Origin of the sequence: Micromonospora sp. NPDC023814 (assembly GCF_040639595.1) — a bacterium.
In the GTDB taxonomy this organism is placed as follows: Bacteria; Actinomycetota; Actinomycetes; order Mycobacteriales; family Micromonosporaceae; genus Micromonospora.
Genome location: NZ_JBFAAF010000007.1, coordinates 25,184 through 44,582, shown reverse-complemented (window position 1 = coordinate 44,582; position 19,399 = coordinate 25,184). Strand labels below are relative to the sequence as shown.

Sequence of the window (19,399 nt, the reverse complement as noted above, 5' to 3'; positions counted from 1 at the left end):
TCACACCGGCGCTACCGAGGGGAGACGCAATGAGCGGCGGGGCCCTCCCCGGCACCCGCCGCCCACGCTCTGATGCGGAAGATTCTGCCGTACGACAACGAGGACCGAACAGAGACCGAGGTCACATTTATCTTTTTGTAACACTACTCTGCGTCATCGCATCGGGAGTCTTCGGCGATCTCCGCACATCGGGTAGCCGCTTGTCAACCGCCAGATTGCTGAATTGCGCCGACCCGTTGAGTCGATCTTACTGGAAGCGCTCCCATCACCGCTGGTCACGCAAATGCGTCGTGCACTTGCGATCAGCACCCCCGGCAAAGCCAACTCCGTCGATGGGAGCGGGACCACCCGCACGGGCGGTGAGCGCGCGTTTCGGCGCGCAACTGTCGGGAATTCCACGCGGTACGCCCTGGTTCCACCAGACGTAGCTATTCCGCGCCGATCGGAGACTTTCATGGCAACCGTAGAGCTGACCACGGCAAACTTCGACGAGGTGGCCGGCAGCGACGGCATCGTGCTCGTCGACTTCTGGGCCGAGTGGTGCGGCCCGTGCAAGCGGTTCGCCCCGGTCTACGAGCGTTCCTCGGAGAAGCACCCCGACATCGTCTTCGGCAAGGTCGACACCGAGGCGCAGCAGGAACTGGGTGCCAAGTTCGACATCCGCTCCATCCCGACCATCATGGCGATCCGCGACGGCGTCATCGTCTTCGCCCAGCCGGGCGCCCTCCCCGAGTCCGCCCTGGAGAACCTGATCGAGCAGGTCCAGGCGCTCGACATGAACGACGTCCGGCAGAAGCTGGCCGGTCACCAGCACTGAGCCGACCCGCTCCACGACGGCCGGACCCCCACGGGCCCGGCCGTCGTCGTGTCCGCGACCCCGTCCGCCCGGCGGCGACAAGTGGCCGTCGGAGGGACCCGGAGCGGGCGGTACATCCCGTATCGTCACGACCCGATGGAGACCTTGACCAGCCGTGGACGCGCGATCCGGCTCGCCGCCACCGCCCTCGGCCTGGCCGTCCTGCTCGCCGGCACCGTCTGGGGCACCGACGACCACTTCCCGTTCGGCCCGTTCCGGATGTACTCGACCTCCAACCCGCCGAACTCCCCCGCCCCGGACACCCGGGTCGAGGGCGTCGACAGCACCGGCGCGGTCGTCGACCTGGGCGAGCGCGCGACCGGCATCCGCCGGGCCGAGATCGAGGGCCAGCAGGACCGCTACGCCGCCGACCCCGAACTGCTCACCGAGGTCGCCGACGCGTACGCCGAACGCCACCCCGACGCGGCCGAGCTGGTGGAGGTCCGCATCGTGATCCGCTGGCACGGCATCCGCGACGGCCGGCCCACCGGCCGCTGGACCGACGAGACGGTGGTCTCCTGGAAGGCGGATCGATGAGCCGCTGGTTGACCGAGCCGGTGCCCCGCGGCCGGGTGGCCGCCTTCCGGACGCTGATCTACCTCTTCGTCGCCGCCGACCTGGTCGTGTTCACCCCGTGGATCCGCACCCGGGTCGCCGTGCCCGGGGAGCTCTACCAGCCGCTGCTCATCGGGCGGGTGCTGCCGCTGCCCACGCCCAACCCGGCGCTGGTCGCCGTGATCTTCTGGGCCCTGCTGTTGCTCGCCCTGCTCGCCGCGACCGGCCGGGCGCCCCGGCTGCTCGGCTGGGCCGTCTTCGCGCTCTACTTCGAGTGGATGATCGTCGCGATGAGCTACGGCAAGGTCGACCACGACCGGTTCGGCCTGCTCGTCGCGCTGGCCGTGCTGCCCACCGCCGGTCGGGCCCGGCACGGCGACGCCACCCGCACCGAGGCCGGCGGCTGGGCCCTGCGGGTCACCCAGATCGCCGTCATCTGCACGTACTTCCTCGCCGCCTGGGCCAAGCTGCGCTTCGGCGGGCTGGACTGGCTGACCGGCTCGGTGCTGGCCCGGGCGATCCTGCGGCGCGGCACCGAACTGGCCGACCTGATCGCCTCGGTGCCGTACCTGCTGATCGTGGCGCAGTTCGGCATCGTCGCGTTCGAGCTGCTCAGCCCGGTGGTCTTCCTGCTGCGGGAACGCTGGCGGCTGGCGACGGTGGGCTTCTTCTACTCGTTCCACCTGGTCACCGTCGCGACCATCACCATCTCGTTCGCCCCGCACCTGGCCGCGATGACCAGCTTCCTGCCGCTGGAACGGGTCCGGCCGGTCGTCTGGGCGCGCCGGCTGCTCACCCGCCGGGAGGGGGACGGCGGACGGCCCGTCGACGCGGGCGGCCCCGCGCCGTCACTCGCCGGTCAGGCGTCCGCCGCCGGCCGACCGGACGGGCCGTAGAGGCGCTCCCGCGCCTCCTGGGGCAGCGCGCAGGCGGCCGTTCCGCCCGGGAGCCGGTGCCGGTTGCGGGCGACCCAGCGGTACGCGGGCCAGGCGGCGGCGCGTACCGGCGGGAACCGGAGGCCGGTGCCGGCCACCCGCCAGAGCGGGCCGCTGTCGCGGAGCAGCTTCGCGATCGCGTCGGGGCCGGCCGCGCGGGAGCCGTCCGCCCCGACCCACTGCACCGCCTCCTCGCACTCCGCCTCGGTCAGGCCGAGCGCGTCGAGGTCGGCGAACTGCCACGGCACCACGTGCACACCCGTGGGGATCCGCCGGTCGATGAACTCGGCGCACCGGGTGCAGAACGCGCAGTCCCCGTCGTAGACGAACGTCGACCTCTCCATGCCTCCATCCTCCACCCGCCGGCCACGGACCGAACGCCGAGGTGGGCGGGAACACGGCGGGTCGCTTGCGCTCCGCTCGTACGCGCGTTCGAATGAAGGCCATGCGCTGGGACAACCTCTCCGCTCCCCCGGACGAGGGGGTCCCCGATCGGGCAGCGCCAGCGACGCCACCCCTGCCGCTGGCGCTGCCCGGCGCGATCGCCCGCACCTTCGACACCCCGGGCTTCGCCGGCATGACGTTCTACGAGATCCGGGCCAAGTCGATCATCAACAAGGTGCCCGGCGCGTCCCGCGTCCCCTTCGAGTGGACGATCAACCCGTACCGTGGCTGCTCCCATGCATGCCGCTACTGTTTCGCGAGAAATTCTCACACCTACCTCGACCTCGATGCCGGCGCGGACTTCGACCAGAAGGTGATCGTCAAGGTCAACGCGGGTGAGCTGGTCCGGCGGGAGCTGGCCGCGCCGCGCTGGCGGGGCGCGCACGTCGCGATGGGCACGAACGTGGACTGCTACCAACGGGCCGAGGGTCGCTACCATCTCATGCCGCAGATCATCGCGGCGCTGCGCGACTTCGCCAACCCGTTCTCGATCCTCACCAAGGGCACGCTGATCCTGCGGGACCTGCCGCTGCTGCGCCAGGCCGCCGAGGTGACCCGGGTCGGCGTCTCCTTCTCGGTGGGCTTCGTCGACGAGCGGCTCTGGCGCGCGGTCGAGCCGGGCACGCCCAGCCCGCGGCGGCGGCTGGACGCGGTGCGGGCACTGACCGACGCCGGCTTCGACGTCGGGGTGCTGATGGCGCCGATCCTGCCCGGGCTCAGCGACGACGACGCCTCGATCGACGCCACGGTGGCGGCGATCGCGGCGGCCGGGGCGACCAGCGTGACCCCGTTGGCGCTGCACCTGCGCCCCGGGGCCCGGGAGTGGTACGCACGCTGGCTCGGCCGCGAGTTCCCCCACCTGGTCCCCCGCTACCGCGAGCTCTACCACTCCGGCGCGTACGCCCCGCAGTCCTACCAGCGGGAGCTGACGGCGCGGGTGCGGATCGCGTCGCGCCGGCACGGGCTGCACCGGGGCGAGCGCGGGGACAACCGTCGCCTGCCCGACCCGACACCCACGCCACCGGCCGCCGAGCAGCTCAGTCTGCTGTAGACGCCGGCCGATACCCTGCCGCCGTGCGGGAGACGATCGACCGGGCACTGCGCCGGCAACGGATCGCGGTGACGGTCGCGCTGACCGTCGGGCTGCTGTGGGGCGTGGCCGCCGGATGGGCGGTGCGCGCGGACGGCTCCGCCCCCGTCCTCACGCTGCTGCCGCTGCTCCTCCTGATCTGGAGCCTGGTCCGGGTCTTCGGCCGACCCGGCGACGCCGAGCTGCGGGTGGACGAGCGGGAGCGCGCCTTCTTCGGGCCGCCCAAGACCCGGACGAGCTACCGCTGCGCCCTGCTCGCCTTCCTCGCCTACCAGCTGACCTACCAGTCCCTCTCCGATCGGGACGTACTGTCGTGGTTCTTCGCGGGCCTCTCGGGCGCGTTCACCGTGATGCTGTCGGTCGCCCTCTGGCGACAGGTCCCGAAGCTCGCGTTCACCCCGGCCGGGATCACCGCAGGCGACCCGCTACGGCACACCTTCGTCCCGTGGGGGGCCCTCGACCCGGCGGCTCCGGTCGGTTCGCCACGGCAGTCCGGCTTCCTCCGGCTGTCGGTGCGGAGCCCGGAGTTGGTCCGCCACCGGGGGATCGTTCCGCGCCGGCGTACGGTCGTCGAGACCGGGGAGCTGGACGTCGCGCCGGAGCTGCTGGCCGCCGCCGTCGCGCACTACGTTGCCCACCCCGAGCACCGCGCGGCGATCGGCACGCCCGAGGAGCACGCCCGGCTGCGCCGCGTACTCGGGGGCGGCGGCTGAGCGGCGGGGTTAGAGTCGGCGGGTGCGCTCCGCTCAGCAGATCCTCGCCGACTCCGCCGTGATCGCCGTCGTGGGCGCCTCCCGCGACCCGCGCAAGGCCGCGCACAGCGTGCCGTTGCAGATGCAGCGGTACGGCTGGCGGATCATCCCGGTCAACCCGACCGCCGACGAGCTGTTCGGCGAGCGGGTCTACCGGTCACTGGCCGACATCCCGCACCCCGTCGACCTGGTCGACGTGTTCCGGCCGGCGCAGGACGCGGTCGAGGTGGTACGCGAGGCGGTGGCGATCGGCGCCCCGGCGGTCTGGTTGCAGCTCGGCATCGTCTCGGCCGAGGCGCGGCGGATCGCCACCGAGGCGGGCATCGACTACGTCGAGGACCGCTGCCTGATCGTCGAACGCGCCGCCGGCGGCCTCACCCGACTGAGCTGACCCGGCTCGGGAAAGGGTCGCGCCGCAACGGCAAGGAACGCCCGCCGTGGCGGTTGCCCGCGGCCCGTACCCTGCGGCCGTGTCTCCCCGACGGCTCGGCCGACTGCCGAAGCGCGACGACGGGCTCTGGTCCCGCAGGCTGCTGGCCGCGACGGTGGCCGCAGCGGTGACGGTGACGGTGGCCGCGGCACTGTCTGGTCGCTCGGCGGTCCCTGGCCGGCCGGGTCGACCTGGCCGCCGACCTGGCCCGGGCGACGGCGGCGGCGCTGGTGGTGACCATGCTGCTACCCGCCGACCCGCAGTGGGCCCGGGTCGTACGGCTGGTGCTCCTGGTCGCGGCGGCGGCGACCGGAGGCGTCGCCTATTCCGGCCTGCGGTTCACCGGGCGGTTGGCGCTGACCGCGAGCGGGATCCGGCATGGCCGCCGGCGGTACGACTGGTCCAACATCGACCGGGTGAGCCTGCACCGGAGGGACGGCCGGCTCGCCGGGGTGCGGCTGCGGCCGAGGGTGTGGCGGTCGCTGGAGCCGGCGCCGGTGGTCGGCGGCCGGGACGTGGCGGTGCCGGAGCAGCGCCTGGTGGCCGCGATCGAGGCGTACCGGGAACGACCGCAGGCGCTGGCGGTGGGGCCGGTCACCGCACCGGAACCGGCCGTCGAGCCGGCCGGTGGGTGACCGGCGCGCCCGTCAGAGCTTGTACTCCTTGAGCAGGCCGCGGGAGATGATGGTCTTCTGGATCTCCGAGGTGCCCTCGCCGATGAGCAGGAACGGGGCCTCCCGCATCAGCCGCTCGATCTCGTACTCCTTGGAGTAGCCGTAGCCGCCGTGGATGCGGAACGCCTCCTGGACGACCTCGGCGCAGTATTCCGAGGCGAGCAGCTTGGCCATGCCGGCCTCGACGTCGTTGCGCTGGCCGGCGTCCTTGAGGCGGGCGGCGTTGACCATGAGGGCGTGCGCGGCCTCGATCTTGGTGCCCATCTCGGCGAGCTTGAAGGCGACCGCCTGGTGCTTCGCGAGCGGCTGGCCGAAGGTGCGGCGCTGCTGGGCGTACGCGACGGCGAGTTCGAAGGCGCGGATGGAGATGCCGCAGGCGCGGGCGGCGACGTTGACCCGGCCGACCTCGATGCCGTCCATCATCTGGTAGAAGCCGCGGCCGACCTTCTCCGCGCCGCCGAGGACGGCGGTCTCGGGGACGGTGACCCCGTCGAGCACCATCTCGGTGGTCTCGACGCCCTTGTAGCCCATCTTGTCGATCTTGCCGGGGATGGTCAGGCCGGGTGCGGTCTCGCCGAAGCCGGGCTCCTTCTCCAGCAGGAAGGTGCTCATGTTGCCGTAGACCGAGTCCGCGCCGGTGTCGGTCCTGACCAGGGTCGCCACGACCGAGGAGTACGCCCCGTTGGTCAGCCACATCTTCTGGCCGTTGATGACGAACCGGTCGCCGTCGCGGACAGCCTTCGACCTGATCGCCGAGACGTCGGAGCCGCACTCCGGTTCCGACATCGAGAAGGCGCCGCGTACCTCGCCGGTCGCCATCTGCGGCAGCAGCCGGGCCTTCTGCTCCGCGGAGCCGTGCTGGGAGATCAGGTACGCCACGATGAAGTGGGTGTTGACGATGCCGGAGATCGACATCCAGCCCCGCGACAGCTCCTCGACCACCAGGGCGTAGGTGAGCAGGGACTCGCCGAGCCCGCCGTACTCCTCGTCGATGGTGAGGCCGAAGAGGCCCATCTCGCGCATCCCGTCGAGGATGTCGGTCGGGTACTCGTCGGCGTGCTCCAGCCGCTGCGCGTGCGGGATGATCTCCTTGTCGGCGAACTCCCGGACCGTTTCCAGGATCGACCGCTGCACATCGGTCAGGCCGGGCGTCTGGGCGAGTCGGGCCATCTCAGCCTCCGGGGGTCGGCGCCTTACTCATGGGTAACTGAACGCTCGGTCAGTATCAGCCGCCTGGCGGGCGAGGCCAAGGTGACCAGTCCACACAACCGCTGTGAAAAGGTTCACCGCTGCGGGTAGCGTCCGGCAAGAGGGGACGTGATCCGCCACCGGCAGGAGGAGACCGTGAGCCAGCCACCGCCGCCGGGCCCGCCCGATCCAGACCGGCCGCCGTCGCCCTGGGAGCCCCCGCCGGGCCACGACCCGTCGCGGTCCGAGCCACCACCGTCGTGGTCCGAGCCGCCGCCGTACGGGCAGCCGCCCACCTACGAGCAGCCGTCCCACGGGCAGCCGGCGTACGGGCAGCCCTCCTACGAGCAGCCCGGCGAGCCGCCGCACGGCCAGCAGTGGGGGCACCAGCCGCCGTACGCCCCGCAGGTGCCCTACGGGCAGTACGGCCCGCCGTCCGGCCCCCGCCCTGGCGGCGGCACCAACGTGCTGGCCATCCTGTCGCTGGTGCTCGCGTTCGTGTTCGCCCCGGCCGGCATCGTGCTCGGGCATCTGGCCAAGCGGCAGATCCGCACCACGGGCGAGGAGGGCGACCAGCTCGCCACCTGGGGCCTCGTCCTCAGCTACGTCTTCACCGGGCTGGGCCTGGTCGCCTGCTGCGGCTGGATCGCCCTGGTCATCGCCGCCGGCGACCACGGCACCACCTACTGACGCCCGCCGTCGGCCCGGCTCAGCGGAACTGTGCCTCGCGGACGCTGTTGCCGCCGTCCACCACCAGCATCTGCCCGGTGATGTACGACGCGGCCGGCGAACAGAGGAAGGTGATCGCCGCGGCCACCTCGTCGGGCGTGCCGGGGCGACCGACCGGGGTGCCGAGGCCCTGCTTGATCTCGGCGACCGTCGAGGCCGCGGTGTGGATGGTGCCCGGGGCGACCGAGTTGACGGTCACCCCGTCGGCGATCATCTCCATCGCCAGTGCCCGGGTCAGCCCGACCACGCCCGCCTTGGCCGCCGCGTACGCCGCCTCGGTCGGCAGGGCGTTGACCGGCCCGGCGGTGGCCGCGAGGTTGACGATCCGGCCCCAGCCCCGCTCGGCCATGCCGCCGATGAAGGCCCGGCTGCACAGGAACGCCGTGGTGAGGTTCCGGTCGATCTCGCCGCGCCACTCGTCGTAGCTGAGCTGGGCGACCGGGCGCAGCACCTCGGGGCTCGCCCGGCTGGCCAGCCCGGCGTTGTTGACCAGCACCTCCACGTCGCCGAGCTGCTCGGTGACCGCGTCGGCGAGCGCCCCGACCTCCGACTCGTCGGTGAGGTCGGCGACGAAACCGGTGACGCCCAGCTCGCTGGCCCGCTCGTGGATGCGTCGGGTGGTGGAGACGATGGCCACCCGGGCGCCGAGATCGGTCAGCCGGCGTGCCGTCGCGTACCCGATGCCGTCCGGGCTGCCCGCCCCGGTGACCAGGGCGACCTTCCCGTCGAGCCGCATCGTCACCGGGTCCGGCAGCGGCGCCGGCTCGTCGGTGCCGGCGGGGCTCGCCGCGGCGGCGGCCCGGGTGCGCCGGGCCAGGCCGGGGCGGCTCACGTCCCGTCTCGGTCGGCTTCCGGAGCGGTCCGCGGCTCGCGCGTCAATCACCATGCCAGGATCCTGCCCGCTTCCCGGGGCCCGGGCAACGCGGCACACCCGGTGGCGGCCCCCCGGGGTTTGCGCCGGCGTGACTACCCTGACGGGCGCACCCGCACCCAACGGAGTAGACGAATGACATATCCCCCGCCGCCCGGCGGCTGGAGCGACCCGGCGTGGTCGGGCCAGCAGTCGAGCCCGCCGGCCGACCCGGCGAGCGGCCAGCCCATCCCCACCCAACCCACCGCCGACCCGTACGCCCCGGCGGACCCGTACGCGGGCGGCGACCCGTACGCCGGCGGCGACCCGTACGCCGGCATGAAGCAGGCGGGCCTGTCCGCGCCCGCCGGATACCCGCCGCCGGCCTACCCGACCTACGGCTACGGCGCCCCGCAGAAGACCAACGGCATGGCGATCGCCGCCCTGGTGCTCTCCCTGGTCGGCTTCACGTCCTGCATCACCGCGCCGGTCGGCGCGATCCTCGGTCACGTCGCGGCCAAGCAGATCCAGCAGACCGGCGAGGGCGGCGAGGGCATGGCGAAGGCCGCCATCATCATCGGCTGGATCCTCACCGGCCTGCTCGTGCTGGCGATCCTCTTCTACGTGGGGATCATCGTCCTGGCGATCACCCAGAGCAGCTCCAGCAGCAGCTACTGACGCAACCGTGCCGCCCCGGCGCGGGCCGGGGCGGCACGGATCGTACGTGCGGGGTCACTCCGCCGGCGGGGTGAAGGTGGAGGTCCGGGTCATCCCGGCCGCCCGGCCCTTCGCCGCGACGACCAGCGCCATCTTGCGCGACGCCTCGTCGATCATCTCGTCGCCGAGCATCACGGCGCCGAGCCGCCCGCCCGCCTCCGAGGTGTAGTGCTCGTACGCGTCGAGGATCAGCTCGGCGTGGTCGTAGTCGGCCTGGGCCGGCGAGTAGACCTCGTTCGCGGCGTCGATCTGGCCCGGGTGCAGCACCCACTTGCCGTCGAAGCCGAGCGCCGCCGAGCGCTTCGCCACCTCGCGGAACGCGTCCACGTCGCGGATCTGCAGGAACGGGCCGTCGATGGCCTGCTTGTCGTGCATCCGCGCGGCCATCAGGATGCGCATGAGGATGTAGTGGTAGGGGTCGCCCGGGTAGTCCGGGATGAGGGCGCCGACCACCAGGGACTTCATGTTGATGGAGGCCATGAAGTCGGCCGGGCCGAAGATGATCGTCTCGACCCGGGGCGAGGCGGCGGCGATGGCGTCCACGTTGACCAGGCCGGCGGCGTTCTCGATCTGCGCCTCGATGCCGATCCGGCCGACCGCCAGGCCGAGCGTCTTCTCCAGCTGGGTCAGCGTCATGTCGAGCCACTGCACCTGGGCCGCGTTCTGCACCTTCGGCAGCATGATGCAGTCGAGGTTCGCGCCGGCCCCCTCGACCACGTCGATGACGTCCCGGTAGGTCCACGGGGTGGTCAGGTCGTTGACGCGCACGACCCGGGTCTTGCCCGACCAGTCGCCCTCGTTGAGCGCCGCGACGATGTTCTTCCGGGCGTCGGGCTTGGCCAGCGGGGCGACCGCGTCCTCCAGGTCCAGGAAGACCTGGTCGGCGGGGAGGCCCTGGGCCTTGCCGAGCATCTTGACGCTGGAGCCGGGTACCGCGAGGCAGGACCGGCGGGGGCGACCGACTGCGGCCATGGATGCGCTCCTTCCAGCGTGCGGCGGGCACGCCGACGCCACCTGACGAGAAAGGCGAGAACTTAACGATCCCAAAGGGGCTTTGTGACGCCACGGTAACCTCGTGCCGTGACCGGGGTGAATGGACCTGTGGAAGATTTCACTGGGCGTCGGCTGGTGGTGGTGACCGGGGCCAGCTCGGGCATCGGGCTGGCGGCCGCCGTCGACCTGGCGCGCCGCGGTGACCAGGTGGTAATGGTCGGCCGGGACCCGGCCCGGCTCCAGGCCGCGGCGGAGCAGGTGCGCGAGGCGTCCGGCGAGCGGCCCGAGCTGTTCCGGGCCGACTTCGCGGTGCTGGACGACGTCCGTCGGCTGGCGGAGAAGCTGCGGGCCGAGTACGACCGGATCGACGTGCTGGCCAACAACGCCGGCGCGATCGTCCTCCAGCCGCTCACCACCGTCGACGGTTTCGAGCTGACGGTCCAGGCCAACCACCTGGCCCCGTTCCTGCTCAGCAACCTGCTGCGGGACCGGATCGGCCGGATGGTGGTGACCGCCTCCGCCGCGCACCGCAGCGGCGCGCTCGACCCGGACGACCTGAACGCCCCGCTGCGCCGCTACCGGCCGATGCAGGCGTACGGCACCAGCAAGCAGGCGAACATCCTCTTCACGGCCGAGGCGGCCCGGCGCTGGCCGGAGATCCCGGCGTACTGCCTCCACCCCGGGGTGGTGCGCACCCGGTTCGGCAACGACAGCCGGCTGGTCGCCCTGGGCATGCGGCTACTGCCGTTCCGCAGCCCCGAGAAGGGGGCCGAGACGCTGGTCTGGCTCGCCAACCAGGACCCGTCGCGGCTGCGTACCGGCGGCTACTACGCCGACCGGCAGCCGCGCCGGCCGCTGCGCAAGGCGGCCGACCCGCAGCTCGCCGCCCGGCTCTGGGCGGCCAGCGCCGAGGCGGTCGGCGTCGCGGGATAGCGGTGTCGCCCGTGGCCGCCCCGCTGCCGTACTCCGCCGCATGCCGGCTGCTGCACGCCGCCGAGGAGGAGGCCCGCCGGCGCGGCTGCACCCAGATGTCGGTCGCCTCGTTCTCGTTCCAGGCGCCGGAGTTCTACCGCCGCAACGGCTACGTCGACACCGGGCGTCGGGAGGGCATCCCGGGCGGCCACGTCGACCACCACTTCTGGAAGTCGCTGGTCACCGATCCGGCTGCGGCGTTGCGCGTGGTCGCCCTGGTGGAGCTGCCCGAGGCGGAGGGCGATCGGCGGTACGAGGACACGGTGCTGGGCCTGCTCGGGCGGCACGGCGGGCGGTTGGAGCGCCGGCTGCGGACCGGCGACGGGCACACCGAGGTGCACCTGATCCGGTTCGACACCCGCGACGGCTACGACGCCTTCCTGGCCGACCCGGAGCGGGTGGCCCTGCGGGCCGCGCTGGGCGACGCCGCCCCGGCCGCCCGGGTGCTGGAGGTCCACGAGGTCTGACGCCGGTCCGCCGGGCGGCGGCACGGCTGGTCGCCCGGCAGGGGCACGCCAGTCCCGTCACCCGCCCGGCGGAGCCGCCGTCGTCCCCGCACCGCCGGGCGGGATCGCCGTCGCCCGGCGCCGCCTCGCCCCCACCAGGACGGATGCAACGGCGACCAGCAGCGCCACGCCGGCCAGACCGAGAGCAACCAGCCAGGGTGGGGGTGGGCCGAAGTCGGGTTCACCGGACTTCCGGACCGCACCGTCGACCGCGAGGTCGGCGGCGACCGCGAGCTCGGTGACGCCGGCCGGGGTACGGAACAGCACCTCTGGTGCGGCGGCACCCCGGCGTAGCAGCACGAGCTGGACGGCCGTGGTGCCCGGCTCGAAGTAGGGGCTTCGGGCGATGTCGTGCTCGTCCGGCCGGTCGACCGCGTCCGGGCCGGGCACGCCCACCAGCGCGACCGCCTCGTCCGCCGACCGCCAGCCGAGCACCTGCACGAAGGTGGCGGAGCGCACCTCCGGGAAGGCAGGGCCGTCGCCCACGGGAAACACCGTCAGGTTGTGGGTCACCAACTGCCAGCTGCGCGGGTAGGACGGCACCGGGCAGTTCTCGCAGGTCGACCGCTCCAGCACGGCCACCCGCCACCCGTTGGGCGACCACGCGCCCGGCCCGGCCAAGCGTCCGTTGCCCACTGGGAGCTTCCGGTACGGCTCGGCGGTGCCGTCGGCGCCCGCGTCGGCGACCCGGGCCAGCCACACCTCGTCGCGCACTTGGACGGCGAGGGCGCCCCCGTCCGGCGCGACGGCGGCCCTCCCGGGCGGCACCCAGGCGGTGCCGACCGGGACCCGCAGCACGTCGGCCCCACGATCCCGGTCGTACAGGCCCACGTGCGGGGTGGCGTAGGTGTTCGGCGCGGTGAAGGTGTCCTCGGCCGCGTAGGCGAGCCGATTCCCGTCCGGCGCGAAGGCCAGCGGGTGCCCCGCCATCCCCGCGCGCCGGTGTTCCCCGGACGTCAGATCGAACAGCAGGCCGCCGGCCCAGACGTACCGGCCGTCCGGGGAGAGCAGCGCGTCGAACCCAGGCGTGACCGGGCCGACGTCGAGGCGGCGGTAGCGGTCGGTCTCGGCGGCCACCACGGCCATCCGGTTCTCGTGCCAGTCGCTGCGCACCGCCGGCCCGCCGAACAGCACCGCCACCGGGCCCGGCGGCGACCCGTCGACGGGCGCGGTGAGCACTCCCGGCGTGACCAGGCGGGTGGGCAGGCCGGGGGCCTCGGGACGGGAGGCCGCGGGAGCCGGCAGGGCGACCGGGCGCAGCGCGTACCCGACACTGAGGAGCAGCACCAGGACGGCGAGCGCGCCCGCCGCGGCGGCCCGCCGACGCCGGTGCCGGCGCCGCGCCGTGTCGAAGAGATCCGCCGGTACGACGGCGGCCGGCACGCCGTCCGCCAGGCCGCGCAGCGCCGCGCCGAGTCGGACCGTCATCGGTTCACCTCCTGCGGAGTGCGGCCGACCAGCTCGGCCAGCTCGGGGGCGAGGGCGCGCAGCCTGCCGAGGGCGTGCCGCGTCTGGCTCTTGACCGTGCCCACCCGGCAGCCGAGCAGCTCGGCGGTCTCGGCCTCGGTACGGTCCTCGTAGTAGCGCAGCACCAGCACGGCCCGCTGCCGGACGGTCAGCCGACCCAGCGCCGCCCGCAGCGCCAGCCGCAGGTCGGGGTCGTCGGCCGGGCCGGCCCGCTCGGGCAGTGTCGCACCCAGCCGCTCGGGCGGGCGCGCCCTGCGCCACCGCCACCAGCTGGCCGCCTGTGTGCAGAGCACCCGACGCAGGTACGCCCCGGGTTCGTCGAGCCGCTCCCAGCGCACGGCGACCCGGGCCAGCGCCACCTGCACCAGGTCCTCGGCGTGGTGCCGGTCGCCGGTCAGCAGGTACGCGAACCGGGTCAGCCTCGCCGTCTCGGCGCGTACGAACTCGGCGAAGCCGGCCCGGGCGCGGTCTTCAGTGGTCAAAGGATCGCCCTCCTCACCGGAACAGACGCCGACCGGGGCCGCCGCGGAGGGAACCTATTCGTCCAGGTGCACCGGCAGGCTGGTGACCACCACCCCGGGCAGCCGGCGCAGCGCCGCGCGGAGCCGCTGCTCGGTGCGGCTGTGCAGCAGCCGGTGCCAGCGGCTGCGTACCACCACCTCCGGCACGACGACGGTCAGCACCAGGTCGGCGCGGGAGGCGTGCAGCGCCTCCAGGTAGTGCGCGAGCGGCCCGATCACCGCCCGGTACGGGGACACGATCGTCTCCAGCCGCAGGTGGTCGCCCCAGGCCCGCCACTGCTCCCGGAACCGGTCCGACTCCGGCTCCTCGGGGGCGATGTGCACGGCCAGCGTCGGCTGCCCGAGCGAGGCCGCGTACGCCAGGGCCCGCAGCGAGGCCCGGTTCAGCCGGGCGACCGGCACCACCACGAGGTGGCGTACCTGCTCGGGCAGTTCCTCGTCCTCGGGCGCGGCGGGCCCGGCGGTGGTCGGCCGCGCCGGCACCACCGGCGGCCCGGGCACCGGGCCGGCCGGCGGCGGGTGCAGCGCGAGGGACCGGTGCAGCATCCGGTAGTGCCGCTGGATGGCCCGGAACAGCAGGACCAGCAGCGGCACGGCGACGACCACCACCCAGGCGCCCTCGGTGAACTTGGCGACCGCCGCGGTGACCAGGACCAGCCCCGAGAAGACGGCGCCCACCGCGTTGATCGTCGCCCGGCGTCGCCAGCCGGGCCCGCGCCGGCGACGCCAGTGCACCACCATCCCCGTCTGGGACAGGGTGAAGGCCAGGAACACCCCGACCGCGTAGAGCGGGATCAACGACTCGGTGCGCCCCCGGAAGGCCACCAGGATCACCGCCGCCGCGGCGGTCAGCGCGACCAGCCCGTTGCTGAAGGCGAGCCGGTCGCCCATGTGCAGGAACCGGCGCGGCGCGTGACCGTCCCGGGCCATGAAGAACAGCAGGCGGGGAAAGTCGTTGAAGGCGGTGTTCGCGGCCAACAGCAGGATCATCGCCGTCGCGGCCTGGACCAGCCCGTACCAGGGACCGCTGGGGAACGTGACCCGGGCCAACTGGGAGAGCACCGACTGCTCGGCGGTGGGCACCAGCCCGGACAGGTGGATCAGCCCGATGAGTCCGAGGAAGAACAGCACCAGCATCGCGACCATCCAGGTGAGCGTGGTGCGCGCGTTGCGCCACTCCGGCGGCCGGAACGCGGGCACCGCGTTCGAGACCGCCTCGATGCCCGTCATCGACACCGCGCCGGAGGAGAACGCGCGGAGCACCAGCAGCAGCCCCAACCCCTCGACGGCCGGCACCGGCGGCGGGTCAACCGGGACGAACCCCCGCTCGGCCACGCGGAACCAGCCGACCGCGAGCAGCGCCAGCAGCGCGGCCACGAAGGCGTACGTGGGCAGCACGAAGAGGTTGCCGGCGGTGCGGACGCCGCGCAGGTTGCCCGCGAGCAGCACGCCGACCACGGCCAGCCCGAGGGGCACCGTCCAGCCGGTCAGCCCCGGGACCGCCGAGGTGACCGCCTTGACGCCGGCGGAGACGGACACCGCCACGGTCAGCACGTAGTCCATCATCAGACCCGCCGCCGCGGCGAGGCCCGCCCCCGCGCCCAGGTTGTCGCCGGCCACGATGTACGAGCCGGCCCCGTGCGGGTAGGCCGCCACGGTCTGCCGGTAGGAGACGCCGACCGCGACCATGAGCAGCGCCAGCCCGGCGGCCAGCGGCAGGGACAGCCCGAGCGCGCCGCTGCCGGCGAGCAGCAGCACGGCCAGCATCGCCTCCGGCCCGTACGCCACCGAGCTGAGCAGGTCGGAGGAGAGCACCGGCAGGGCGACCAGCTTGCGCATCCGCTCGTAGAGCACGGCGGCGCTGCTCAGCGGCGGCCCGAACAGCACCCGCCGCAACCGGGTGCCCGCCCGGCCGAGGCGGGTGCCGGGCAGGTTGGCCGGCTCGGCGGCGACCAGCTCGTCCGGCTCCCCGACCCGGAACATCGCGATCGGGGCGAGCCGGCCGAACCGGGTCGGGGCCGGCTGGCCGGGGTGACGGCGCAGCGTCGGATCGACGGGCAGGATGTCCCCGCCGGGTGGTCGGCCCGGCCGGGCGGCCCGCCAGCGGTCGCCGATCCGGCGCAGCGCGCGCAGCTCGTCGGGGTCGAGCGGCGGGAACTCGGCCGACGGCGTGACGACCGTGCCGCGCTCGTCCTTGCCGCCGTTCCGCTTCGTCATCCGCCGTCCCGTCCCGTGTCTTCCCTCCCCCGCACTCTCATGGACGCGGCCGCCTGTGGCGGGCGGAACGGCGGTTCTCGCGGCAAAGAGTGGCCGGCGGCGGGCCGACCGTGCCCGGGGCCACGGTGTGGCGGGGTCAGTCGCGCAGCGGGCCCGCGTCGGCCGGGACGGCGGCGGACGCCGGGACGCGGCGGGCGGCGCGGGCGCCGCCGAGCACCACCACCGCGACGCCGGCCAGCAGCAGGGCCAGCCCGGACAGGGCGGTGGCCCGGGGCAGCTGCCCCAGCCAGGCCCAGCCGATCAGGGCGGCGCCCGGGGCCTCCAGCAGGACCAGCACGCTGATCGTGGTCGCCGAGACCCGGCGCAGCGCGTAGTTGAACATCGAGTGCCCGAGCAGTTGGGCGCCGGCCACCAGGGCCAGCACGGCGGCCCAGGTGCCGGTGTCGAAGCCGGTCAGCGGCACCCCGCCGACCAGGCAGACCACCAGCAGGAGCAGCGCACAGACCCCGTAGCAGATGGTGGTGTACGTGGTCGTGCTGATCGTCGTGCGGGCCCGCTCGCCGAACGCGGTGTAGACCGCCGCGAACATTCCGCCGACCACCGCCAGCAGGTCGCCCGCGAAGGCCCGGCCCGAGACGCCGAAGTCGGCCCCGGTGGCGAGGGCCGCCCCGGCGACCGCCACCCCGATGCCGACCCACACCGCGACCGGCAGGCGGCGGCCCTGGCCGCGGGCGATCAGGCCCTGCCAGACCGGCTGGGTGGCGCCCAGCGCGGTCGCCGCGGCGACCGAGGTGAGCTGGGCGCTCGGCATCCAGGTGGCGAAGTGGGCGGCGAGGGCGACCCCCGACAGGACGCAGTAGAGGCCCTCGCGCCGCCCGGCGCCGACCGTCAGCGACCGGAACTCGGCGCGCCGCCGGCCGAGCGCGTACGGGCCGAGCACGGCGACCGAGAGCGTGTTGCGCCAGAACGCGACAGCCAGGGCGGGCGCCGCCGCGAACGCCACCAGCGGGGCGGACGACGAGACGGCGGCGACGGCCAGGACGAGCGCCCCGGTGGTCACCGGGTCGAGCGTCGGGCGGTGCGGTGCGGCGGACACGGGGAGCAATCCTCACACGGCACGGGCCACCACGGACGGTCAACGCTCGGTTACGATCATGCCTGTCCACGCCGGCGACCCCCCTCGACCGCCCGGAGGCGCTCCCATGCCCACGTACCAGGCGGTGCTGTTCGACTTCTTCGGCACGCTGACCCGTTCCGTGCAGCGGGGCGCGGCGCACCGGTCGACCGCAGAGCTGCTCGGCTGCCCGCCCCGCACGCTCGTCGACGTGCTCGACCGCACCTTCTACGAGCGGGCCTGCGGCCGGTACGGCAACGCCGAGGCGACTCTGCGCTGGGTCTGCGAGCAGGCCGGTGTGCACCCCTCGGACGACGCGGTCCGGTCGGCGGTGGCCTCCCGCCACCGGGCCGTACGCGCCGACACGCGGCTGCGCGACGAGGCGGTGCCCACGCTGGCCGCGCTGCGCCGGCGCGGCCTGCGGACCGGGGTGATCAGCGACTGCACCCACGAGCTGCCGGCGTTCCTGCCGCAGTTGCCGGTCGCCCCGCTGCTCGACGTGCGGGTCTTCTCGGTGCAGGTCGGGCGCTGCAAGCCGGACCTGGCGCTCTACCAGGCGGCGTGCGGGCGGCTCGGCGTGGCCGCGGCGGACTGCCTCTACGTGGGCGACGGCGGCAGCCAGGAGCTGACCGGGGCGGAGCGGGCCGGCATGACCGCGGTGCGGCTGGCCGCGCCGGACCTGGCCGAGCACATGGTGTTCAACGCCGACGCGGCCTGGCGCGGGCCGGTGCTGCGCTCGCTCGACGAGGTGGTCGACCTGGTCGACCGGTCGCCGATGCCAGCGGGGGCACCCGTGCCGGCGGGGGCGCCCGTGCCGGCGGGGGCGCCCGTGCCGGCGGAGGCACCCGTGCCGGCGGGCTGCCTATCCTGACCCGGCCGTGCCCGCGGCCCACGGCGTGACCGGCCCGGTTTCAGCGGCGGCGGACCCGGTGCAGGCGGAACGGCTTGCGGATCGCCCGGACCACCGGCGCCTCCCGGGGCACCTCGGCCAGCGAGCCCGCAGGCAGCGCGGCGCCGGCGAGCGGCTCCCCGGCCGGGGCCAACCGGTTCACCGCGCAGCCGTCGGCTGCCCAGCGGTCAACCAGCTCGGCGGTCGGCCCGGGCGCGTTGAGCCGCTTCGCGGCCACCAGCGGGGCCGTGGTCTCCCAGTGCTCGGTGCCCGGCACGAGGCGGCTCACCCGGGCCGGCCAGGTGACGATCCGCCCACCGTGGTCGCCGCGCAGGGTGACCTGGGCGTCGGTGGCGTCGGCCAGCCCCGGCGCGGACTGCTCCCCCGGGCCGCTGACCACGAAGAGCGCCCCCTCCAGGGGGACGCACCAGAGGGCGAGCGCCGGCCCACCGGGCACGCTCACCCACGCCACGGCGGCCTTCTTCATCGCCTCGTCGACCAGCGGCGTGCTGGTCCGGTCCGCGTCGGTCACACCGGCATCCTCCCGCACCCGCCCCCGTCCCGTCAGCGCCGCCCGGCGTCCGGCCGCGTGGCCGGTGGGCGTGGCGGCACGGGTCGCGCAAATCAGCCGACGAACGGGGGGACCATGATCTCGCCCCGGGCCACCGGCATGACGTGGCCGGCCACGGTGGCACCCACCGCCTGGCCGCCGGCGGCGGTCACCGTGCAGGCCAGCACGGACGGCCGGTTGATCTCGATGCCCTGGTGGACGGTGTACTCCGCGCGCCCGTCGGCGGGGAGCAGGCCGCTGGCGACCAGCCACACCCCGAGGCCCAGGGCGGCCGAGCCGGTGGCCGGGTCCTCCGGCACGCCCAGCCCGGGAACGAAGACCCGGGCGTGCGCGGTTTGCGCGGCGGCGTCCCAGGAGAAGACGCTGACATGCTCCACTCCGTACCGCTGTGCCGCCGCCGCGTTCACCCGGGCACGGGCCACCGCGTCCGGGCAGACCGGGAGGTACGGGAACTCCAGCCCGCAGCCGGCCACCCGGGGCGCCGGGCCGACGTGGTCGTCCACGGTCAGGCCGGCCATCTCCAGCAGCGGCTCCGGGTCCAGCTCGGGGCCGAGGGTGGGGACGCCGCCGGTCAGCGTGGCCCCGGTCGCGGTCACCTCGATCGGGAGCACGCCCGCGCCGCACTCCTGGGTGACCTGCCCCGCCGGGAACAGTCCCCGGCGCCTTGCGGTCACCGCCGCGCCGACGCTGGGATGCCCGGCGAAGGGCAGCTCCTCGGCCGGGGTGAAGATGCGGGCCCGGTAGGTGGCGCCGACCTGGGTGGGCGGGAGCACGAACACCGTCTCGGAGAGGTTGAACTCACACGCGAGCGCCTGCATCTGCTCGGTGGCCAGCGCTTCGGCGCCGAACACCACGGCCAGCGGGTTGCCGGCGAACGGGCGGTCGGTGAAGACGTCCACGATCTCGTAGGCCAAGGTCGACATGTTGAT

General features: G+C 74.2%; 22 protein-coding genes. 12 read left to right on the top strand and 10 right to left on the bottom strand.

The window, feature by feature from the left end; all coding sequences use genetic code 11:
* Positions 1–454: 454 nt before the first annotated feature.
* From trxA to AB0G14_RS05515, 3 genes are all read left to right on the top strand, one after another.
* Positions 455–817 (top strand): thioredoxin, encoded by a 363-nt coding sequence (gene trxA, locus AB0G14_RS05525; protein WP_357694042.1) that lies wholly within the window; start codon positions 455–457, stop codon positions 815–817.
* A 135-nt stretch (positions 818–952) separates the two neighbouring features.
* Complete coding sequence (locus tag AB0G14_RS05520) at positions 953–1,393, top strand: hypothetical protein (protein WP_350701469.1); 441 nt, start codon at positions 953–955, stop codon at positions 1,391–1,393.
* Positions 1,390–2,307: an HTTM domain-containing protein gene (locus AB0G14_RS05515; protein WP_357694039.1), complete on the top strand. Its 918-nt coding sequence runs from the start codon at positions 1,390–1,392 to the stop codon at positions 2,305–2,307. Before AB0G14_RS05520 ends, AB0G14_RS05515 begins: the two co-directional genes overlap by 4 nt.
* On the opposite strand, the gene AB0G14_RS05510 is transcribed toward AB0G14_RS05515, so the two are convergent.
* On the bottom strand, positions 2,271–2,690 hold the full coding sequence (locus AB0G14_RS05510; RefSeq protein WP_357694036.1) for a DUF393 domain-containing protein: 420 nt from the start codon (positions 2,688–2,690) through the stop codon (positions 2,271–2,273). The two genes, AB0G14_RS05515 and AB0G14_RS05510, sit on opposite strands and share 37 nt — an antisense overlap.
* A 101-nt stretch (positions 2,691–2,791) precedes the next feature.
* On the opposite strand from AB0G14_RS05510, the gene AB0G14_RS05505 reads away from it, so the two are divergent.
* The 4 genes from AB0G14_RS05505 to AB0G14_RS05490 all read left to right on the top strand — a co-directional run bounded on the left by AB0G14_RS05505 (position 2,792) and on the right by AB0G14_RS05490 (position 5,697).
* Complete coding sequence (locus AB0G14_RS05505) at positions 2,792–3,841, top strand: Rv2578c family radical SAM protein (protein WP_357694242.1); 1,050 nt, start codon at positions 2,792–2,794, stop codon at positions 3,839–3,841.
* A 23-nt stretch (positions 3,842–3,864) separates the two neighbouring features.
* Positions 3,865–4,593 (top strand): hypothetical protein, encoded by a 729-nt coding sequence (locus tag AB0G14_RS05500; RefSeq protein WP_357694034.1) that lies wholly within the window; start codon positions 3,865–3,867, stop codon positions 4,591–4,593.
* A 22-nt stretch (positions 4,594–4,615) separates the two neighbouring features.
* Complete coding sequence (locus tag AB0G14_RS05495; protein WP_350701476.1) at positions 4,616–5,023, top strand: CoA-binding protein; 408 nt, start codon at positions 4,616–4,618, stop codon at positions 5,021–5,023.
* Positions 5,024–5,301: 278 nt separating this feature from the next.
* Entirely contained in the window at positions 5,302–5,697 is a 396-nt protein-coding gene (locus AB0G14_RS05490) for a hypothetical protein (RefSeq protein ID WP_357694032.1), read from the top strand.
* A gap of 12 nt (positions 5,698–5,709) precedes the next feature.
* Here the strand turns inward: AB0G14_RS05490 and AB0G14_RS05485 are convergent, their stop codons facing one another.
* The gene (locus AB0G14_RS05485; RefSeq protein ID WP_357694029.1) at positions 5,710–6,906 is read right to left on the bottom strand and encodes an acyl-CoA dehydrogenase family protein; all 1,197 of its coding nucleotides are present in this window, start codon (positions 6,904–6,906) and stop codon (positions 5,710–5,712) included.
* Between the two features lie 174 nt (positions 6,907–7,080).
* Between AB0G14_RS05485 and AB0G14_RS05480 the strand changes: the two genes are divergently transcribed.
* Entirely contained in the window at positions 7,081–7,614 is a 534-nt protein-coding gene (locus AB0G14_RS05480) for a DUF4190 domain-containing protein (protein WP_357694026.1), read from the top strand.
* Between the two features lie 19 nt (positions 7,615–7,633).
* On the opposite strand, the gene AB0G14_RS05475 is transcribed toward AB0G14_RS05480, so the two are convergent.
* Complete coding sequence (locus tag AB0G14_RS05475) at positions 7,634–8,539, bottom strand: SDR family NAD(P)-dependent oxidoreductase (protein ID WP_350701482.1); 906 nt, start codon at positions 8,537–8,539, stop codon at positions 7,634–7,636.
* A gap of 120 nt (positions 8,540–8,659) precedes the next feature.
* Here AB0G14_RS05475 and AB0G14_RS05470 point away from each other — a divergent pair, with 120 nt between their 5' ends.
* On the top strand, positions 8,660–9,181 hold the full coding sequence (locus AB0G14_RS05470; protein WP_357694023.1) for a DUF4190 domain-containing protein: 522 nt from the start codon (positions 8,660–8,662) through the stop codon (positions 9,179–9,181).
* 54 nt (positions 9,182–9,235) lie between these two features.
* Here AB0G14_RS05470 and AB0G14_RS05465 read toward each other — a convergent pair whose 3' ends face one another.
* Positions 9,236–10,192 carry a CoA ester lyase gene (locus AB0G14_RS05465; RefSeq protein ID WP_357694021.1) on the bottom strand — a complete coding sequence of 319 codons (957 nt, stop codon included), beginning with the start codon at positions 10,190–10,192 and terminating at the stop codon, positions 9,236–9,238.
* A gap of 129 nt (positions 10,193–10,321) precedes the next feature.
* On the opposite strand from AB0G14_RS05465, the gene AB0G14_RS05460 reads away from it, so the two are divergent.
* Together AB0G14_RS05460 and AB0G14_RS05455 are read left to right on the top strand one after the other, a co-directional pair.
* Positions 10,322–11,146: an SDR family NAD(P)-dependent oxidoreductase gene (locus AB0G14_RS05460; RefSeq protein WP_357694018.1), complete on the top strand. Its 825-nt coding sequence runs from the start codon at positions 10,322–10,324 to the stop codon at positions 11,144–11,146.
* A gap of 11 nt (positions 11,147–11,157) precedes the next feature.
* Positions 11,158–11,652, top strand: coding sequence for a GNAT family N-acetyltransferase (locus AB0G14_RS05455; protein ID WP_357694016.1), 495 nt, complete (start codon positions 11,158–11,160; stop codon positions 11,650–11,652).
* A 57-nt stretch (positions 11,653–11,709) separates the two neighbouring features.
* Here the strand turns inward: AB0G14_RS05455 and AB0G14_RS05450 are convergent, their stop codons facing one another.
* The 4 genes from AB0G14_RS05450 to AB0G14_RS05435 form a co-directional block, all read right to left on the bottom strand.
* Positions 11,710–13,119 (bottom strand): hypothetical protein, encoded by a 1,410-nt coding sequence (locus AB0G14_RS05450; RefSeq protein WP_357694013.1) that lies wholly within the window; start codon positions 13,117–13,119, stop codon positions 11,710–11,712.
* Positions 13,116–13,640, bottom strand: coding sequence for a SigE family RNA polymerase sigma factor (locus tag AB0G14_RS05445; RefSeq protein ID WP_357694011.1), 525 nt, complete (start codon positions 13,638–13,640; stop codon positions 13,116–13,118). Before AB0G14_RS05445 ends, AB0G14_RS05450 begins: the two co-directional genes overlap by 4 nt.
* 54 nt (positions 13,641–13,694) lie before the next feature.
* Positions 13,695–15,896 carry an APC family permease gene (locus AB0G14_RS05440; protein WP_357694009.1) on the bottom strand — a complete coding sequence of 734 codons (2,202 nt, stop codon included), beginning with the start codon at positions 15,894–15,896 and terminating at the stop codon, positions 13,695–13,697.
* Between the two features lie 136 nt (positions 15,897–16,032).
* Positions 16,033–16,992: a DMT family transporter gene (locus tag AB0G14_RS05435; protein WP_357694007.1), complete on the bottom strand. Its 960-nt coding sequence runs from the start codon at positions 16,990–16,992 to the stop codon at positions 16,033–16,035.
* 106 nt (positions 16,993–17,098) lie between these two features.
* Between AB0G14_RS05435 and AB0G14_RS05430 the strand changes: the two genes are divergently transcribed.
* Positions 17,099–17,881 (top strand): HAD-IA family hydrolase, encoded by a 783-nt coding sequence (locus tag AB0G14_RS05430; protein WP_357694005.1) that lies wholly within the window; start codon positions 17,099–17,101, stop codon positions 17,879–17,881.
* A gap of 40 nt (positions 17,882–17,921) precedes the next feature.
* Here the strand turns inward: AB0G14_RS05430 and AB0G14_RS05425 are convergent, their stop codons facing one another.
* Complete coding sequence (locus AB0G14_RS05425; RefSeq protein ID WP_357694003.1) at positions 17,922–18,431, bottom strand: hypothetical protein; 510 nt, start codon at positions 18,429–18,431, stop codon at positions 17,922–17,924.
* A 92-nt stretch (positions 18,432–18,523) separates the two neighbouring features.
* Positions 18,524–19,393, bottom strand: a complete 870-nt coding sequence (locus AB0G14_RS05420) for a PhzF family phenazine biosynthesis protein (RefSeq protein ID WP_357694001.1) — start codon at positions 19,391–19,393, stop codon at positions 18,524–18,526.
* Positions 19,394–19,399: the final 6 nt, after the last annotated feature.

Bases quoted from the DNA above. Each gene is read 5' to 3' on its own strand.
- AB0G14_RS05510 (WP_357694036.1), bottom strand. From the start codon at position 2,690: ATGGAGAGGTCGACGTTCGTCTACGACGGGGACTGCGCGTTCTGCACC.
- AB0G14_RS05515 (WP_357694039.1), top strand. From the start codon at position 1,390: ATGAGCCGCTGGTTGACCGAGCCGGTGCCCCGCGGCCGGGTGGCCGCC.
- AB0G14_RS05430 (WP_357694005.1), top strand. From the start codon at position 17,099: ATGCCCACGTACCAGGCGGTGCTGTTCGACTTCTTCGGCACGCTGACC.
- AB0G14_RS05490 (WP_357694032.1), top strand. From the start codon at position 5,302: ATGCTGCTACCCGCCGACCCGCAGTGGGCCCGGGTCGTACGGCTGGTG.
- AB0G14_RS05465 (WP_357694021.1), bottom strand. From the start codon at position 10,192: ATGGCCGCAGTCGGTCGCCCCCGCCGGTCCTGCCTCGCGGTACCCGGC.
- AB0G14_RS05440 (WP_357694009.1), bottom strand. From the start codon at position 15,896: ATGACGAAGCGGAACGGCGGCAAGGACGAGCGCGGCACGGTCGTCACG.
- AB0G14_RS05475 (WP_350701482.1), bottom strand. From the start codon at position 8,539: ATGGTGATTGACGCGCGAGCCGCGGACCGCTCCGGAAGCCGACCGAGA.
- AB0G14_RS05420 (WP_357694001.1), bottom strand. From the start codon at position 19,393: ATGTCGACCTTGGCCTACGAGATCGTGGACGTCTTCACCGACCGCCCG.
- AB0G14_RS05485 (WP_357694029.1), bottom strand. From the start codon at position 6,906: ATGGCCCGACTCGCCCAGACGCCCGGCCTGACCGATGTGCAGCGGTCG.
- AB0G14_RS05450 (WP_357694013.1), bottom strand. From the start codon at position 13,119: ATGACGGTCCGACTCGGCGCGGCGCTGCGCGGCCTGGCGGACGGCGTG.
- AB0G14_RS05520 (WP_350701469.1), top strand. From the start codon at position 953: ATGGAGACCTTGACCAGCCGTGGACGCGCGATCCGGCTCGCCGCCACC.
- trxA (WP_357694042.1), top strand. From the start codon at position 455: ATGGCAACCGTAGAGCTGACCACGGCAAACTTCGACGAGGTGGCCGGC.
- AB0G14_RS05505 (WP_357694242.1), top strand. From the start codon at position 2,792: ATGCGCTGGGACAACCTCTCCGCTCCCCCGGACGAGGGGGTCCCCGAT.
- AB0G14_RS05470 (WP_357694023.1), top strand. From the start codon at position 8,660: ATGACATATCCCCCGCCGCCCGGCGGCTGGAGCGACCCGGCGTGGTCG.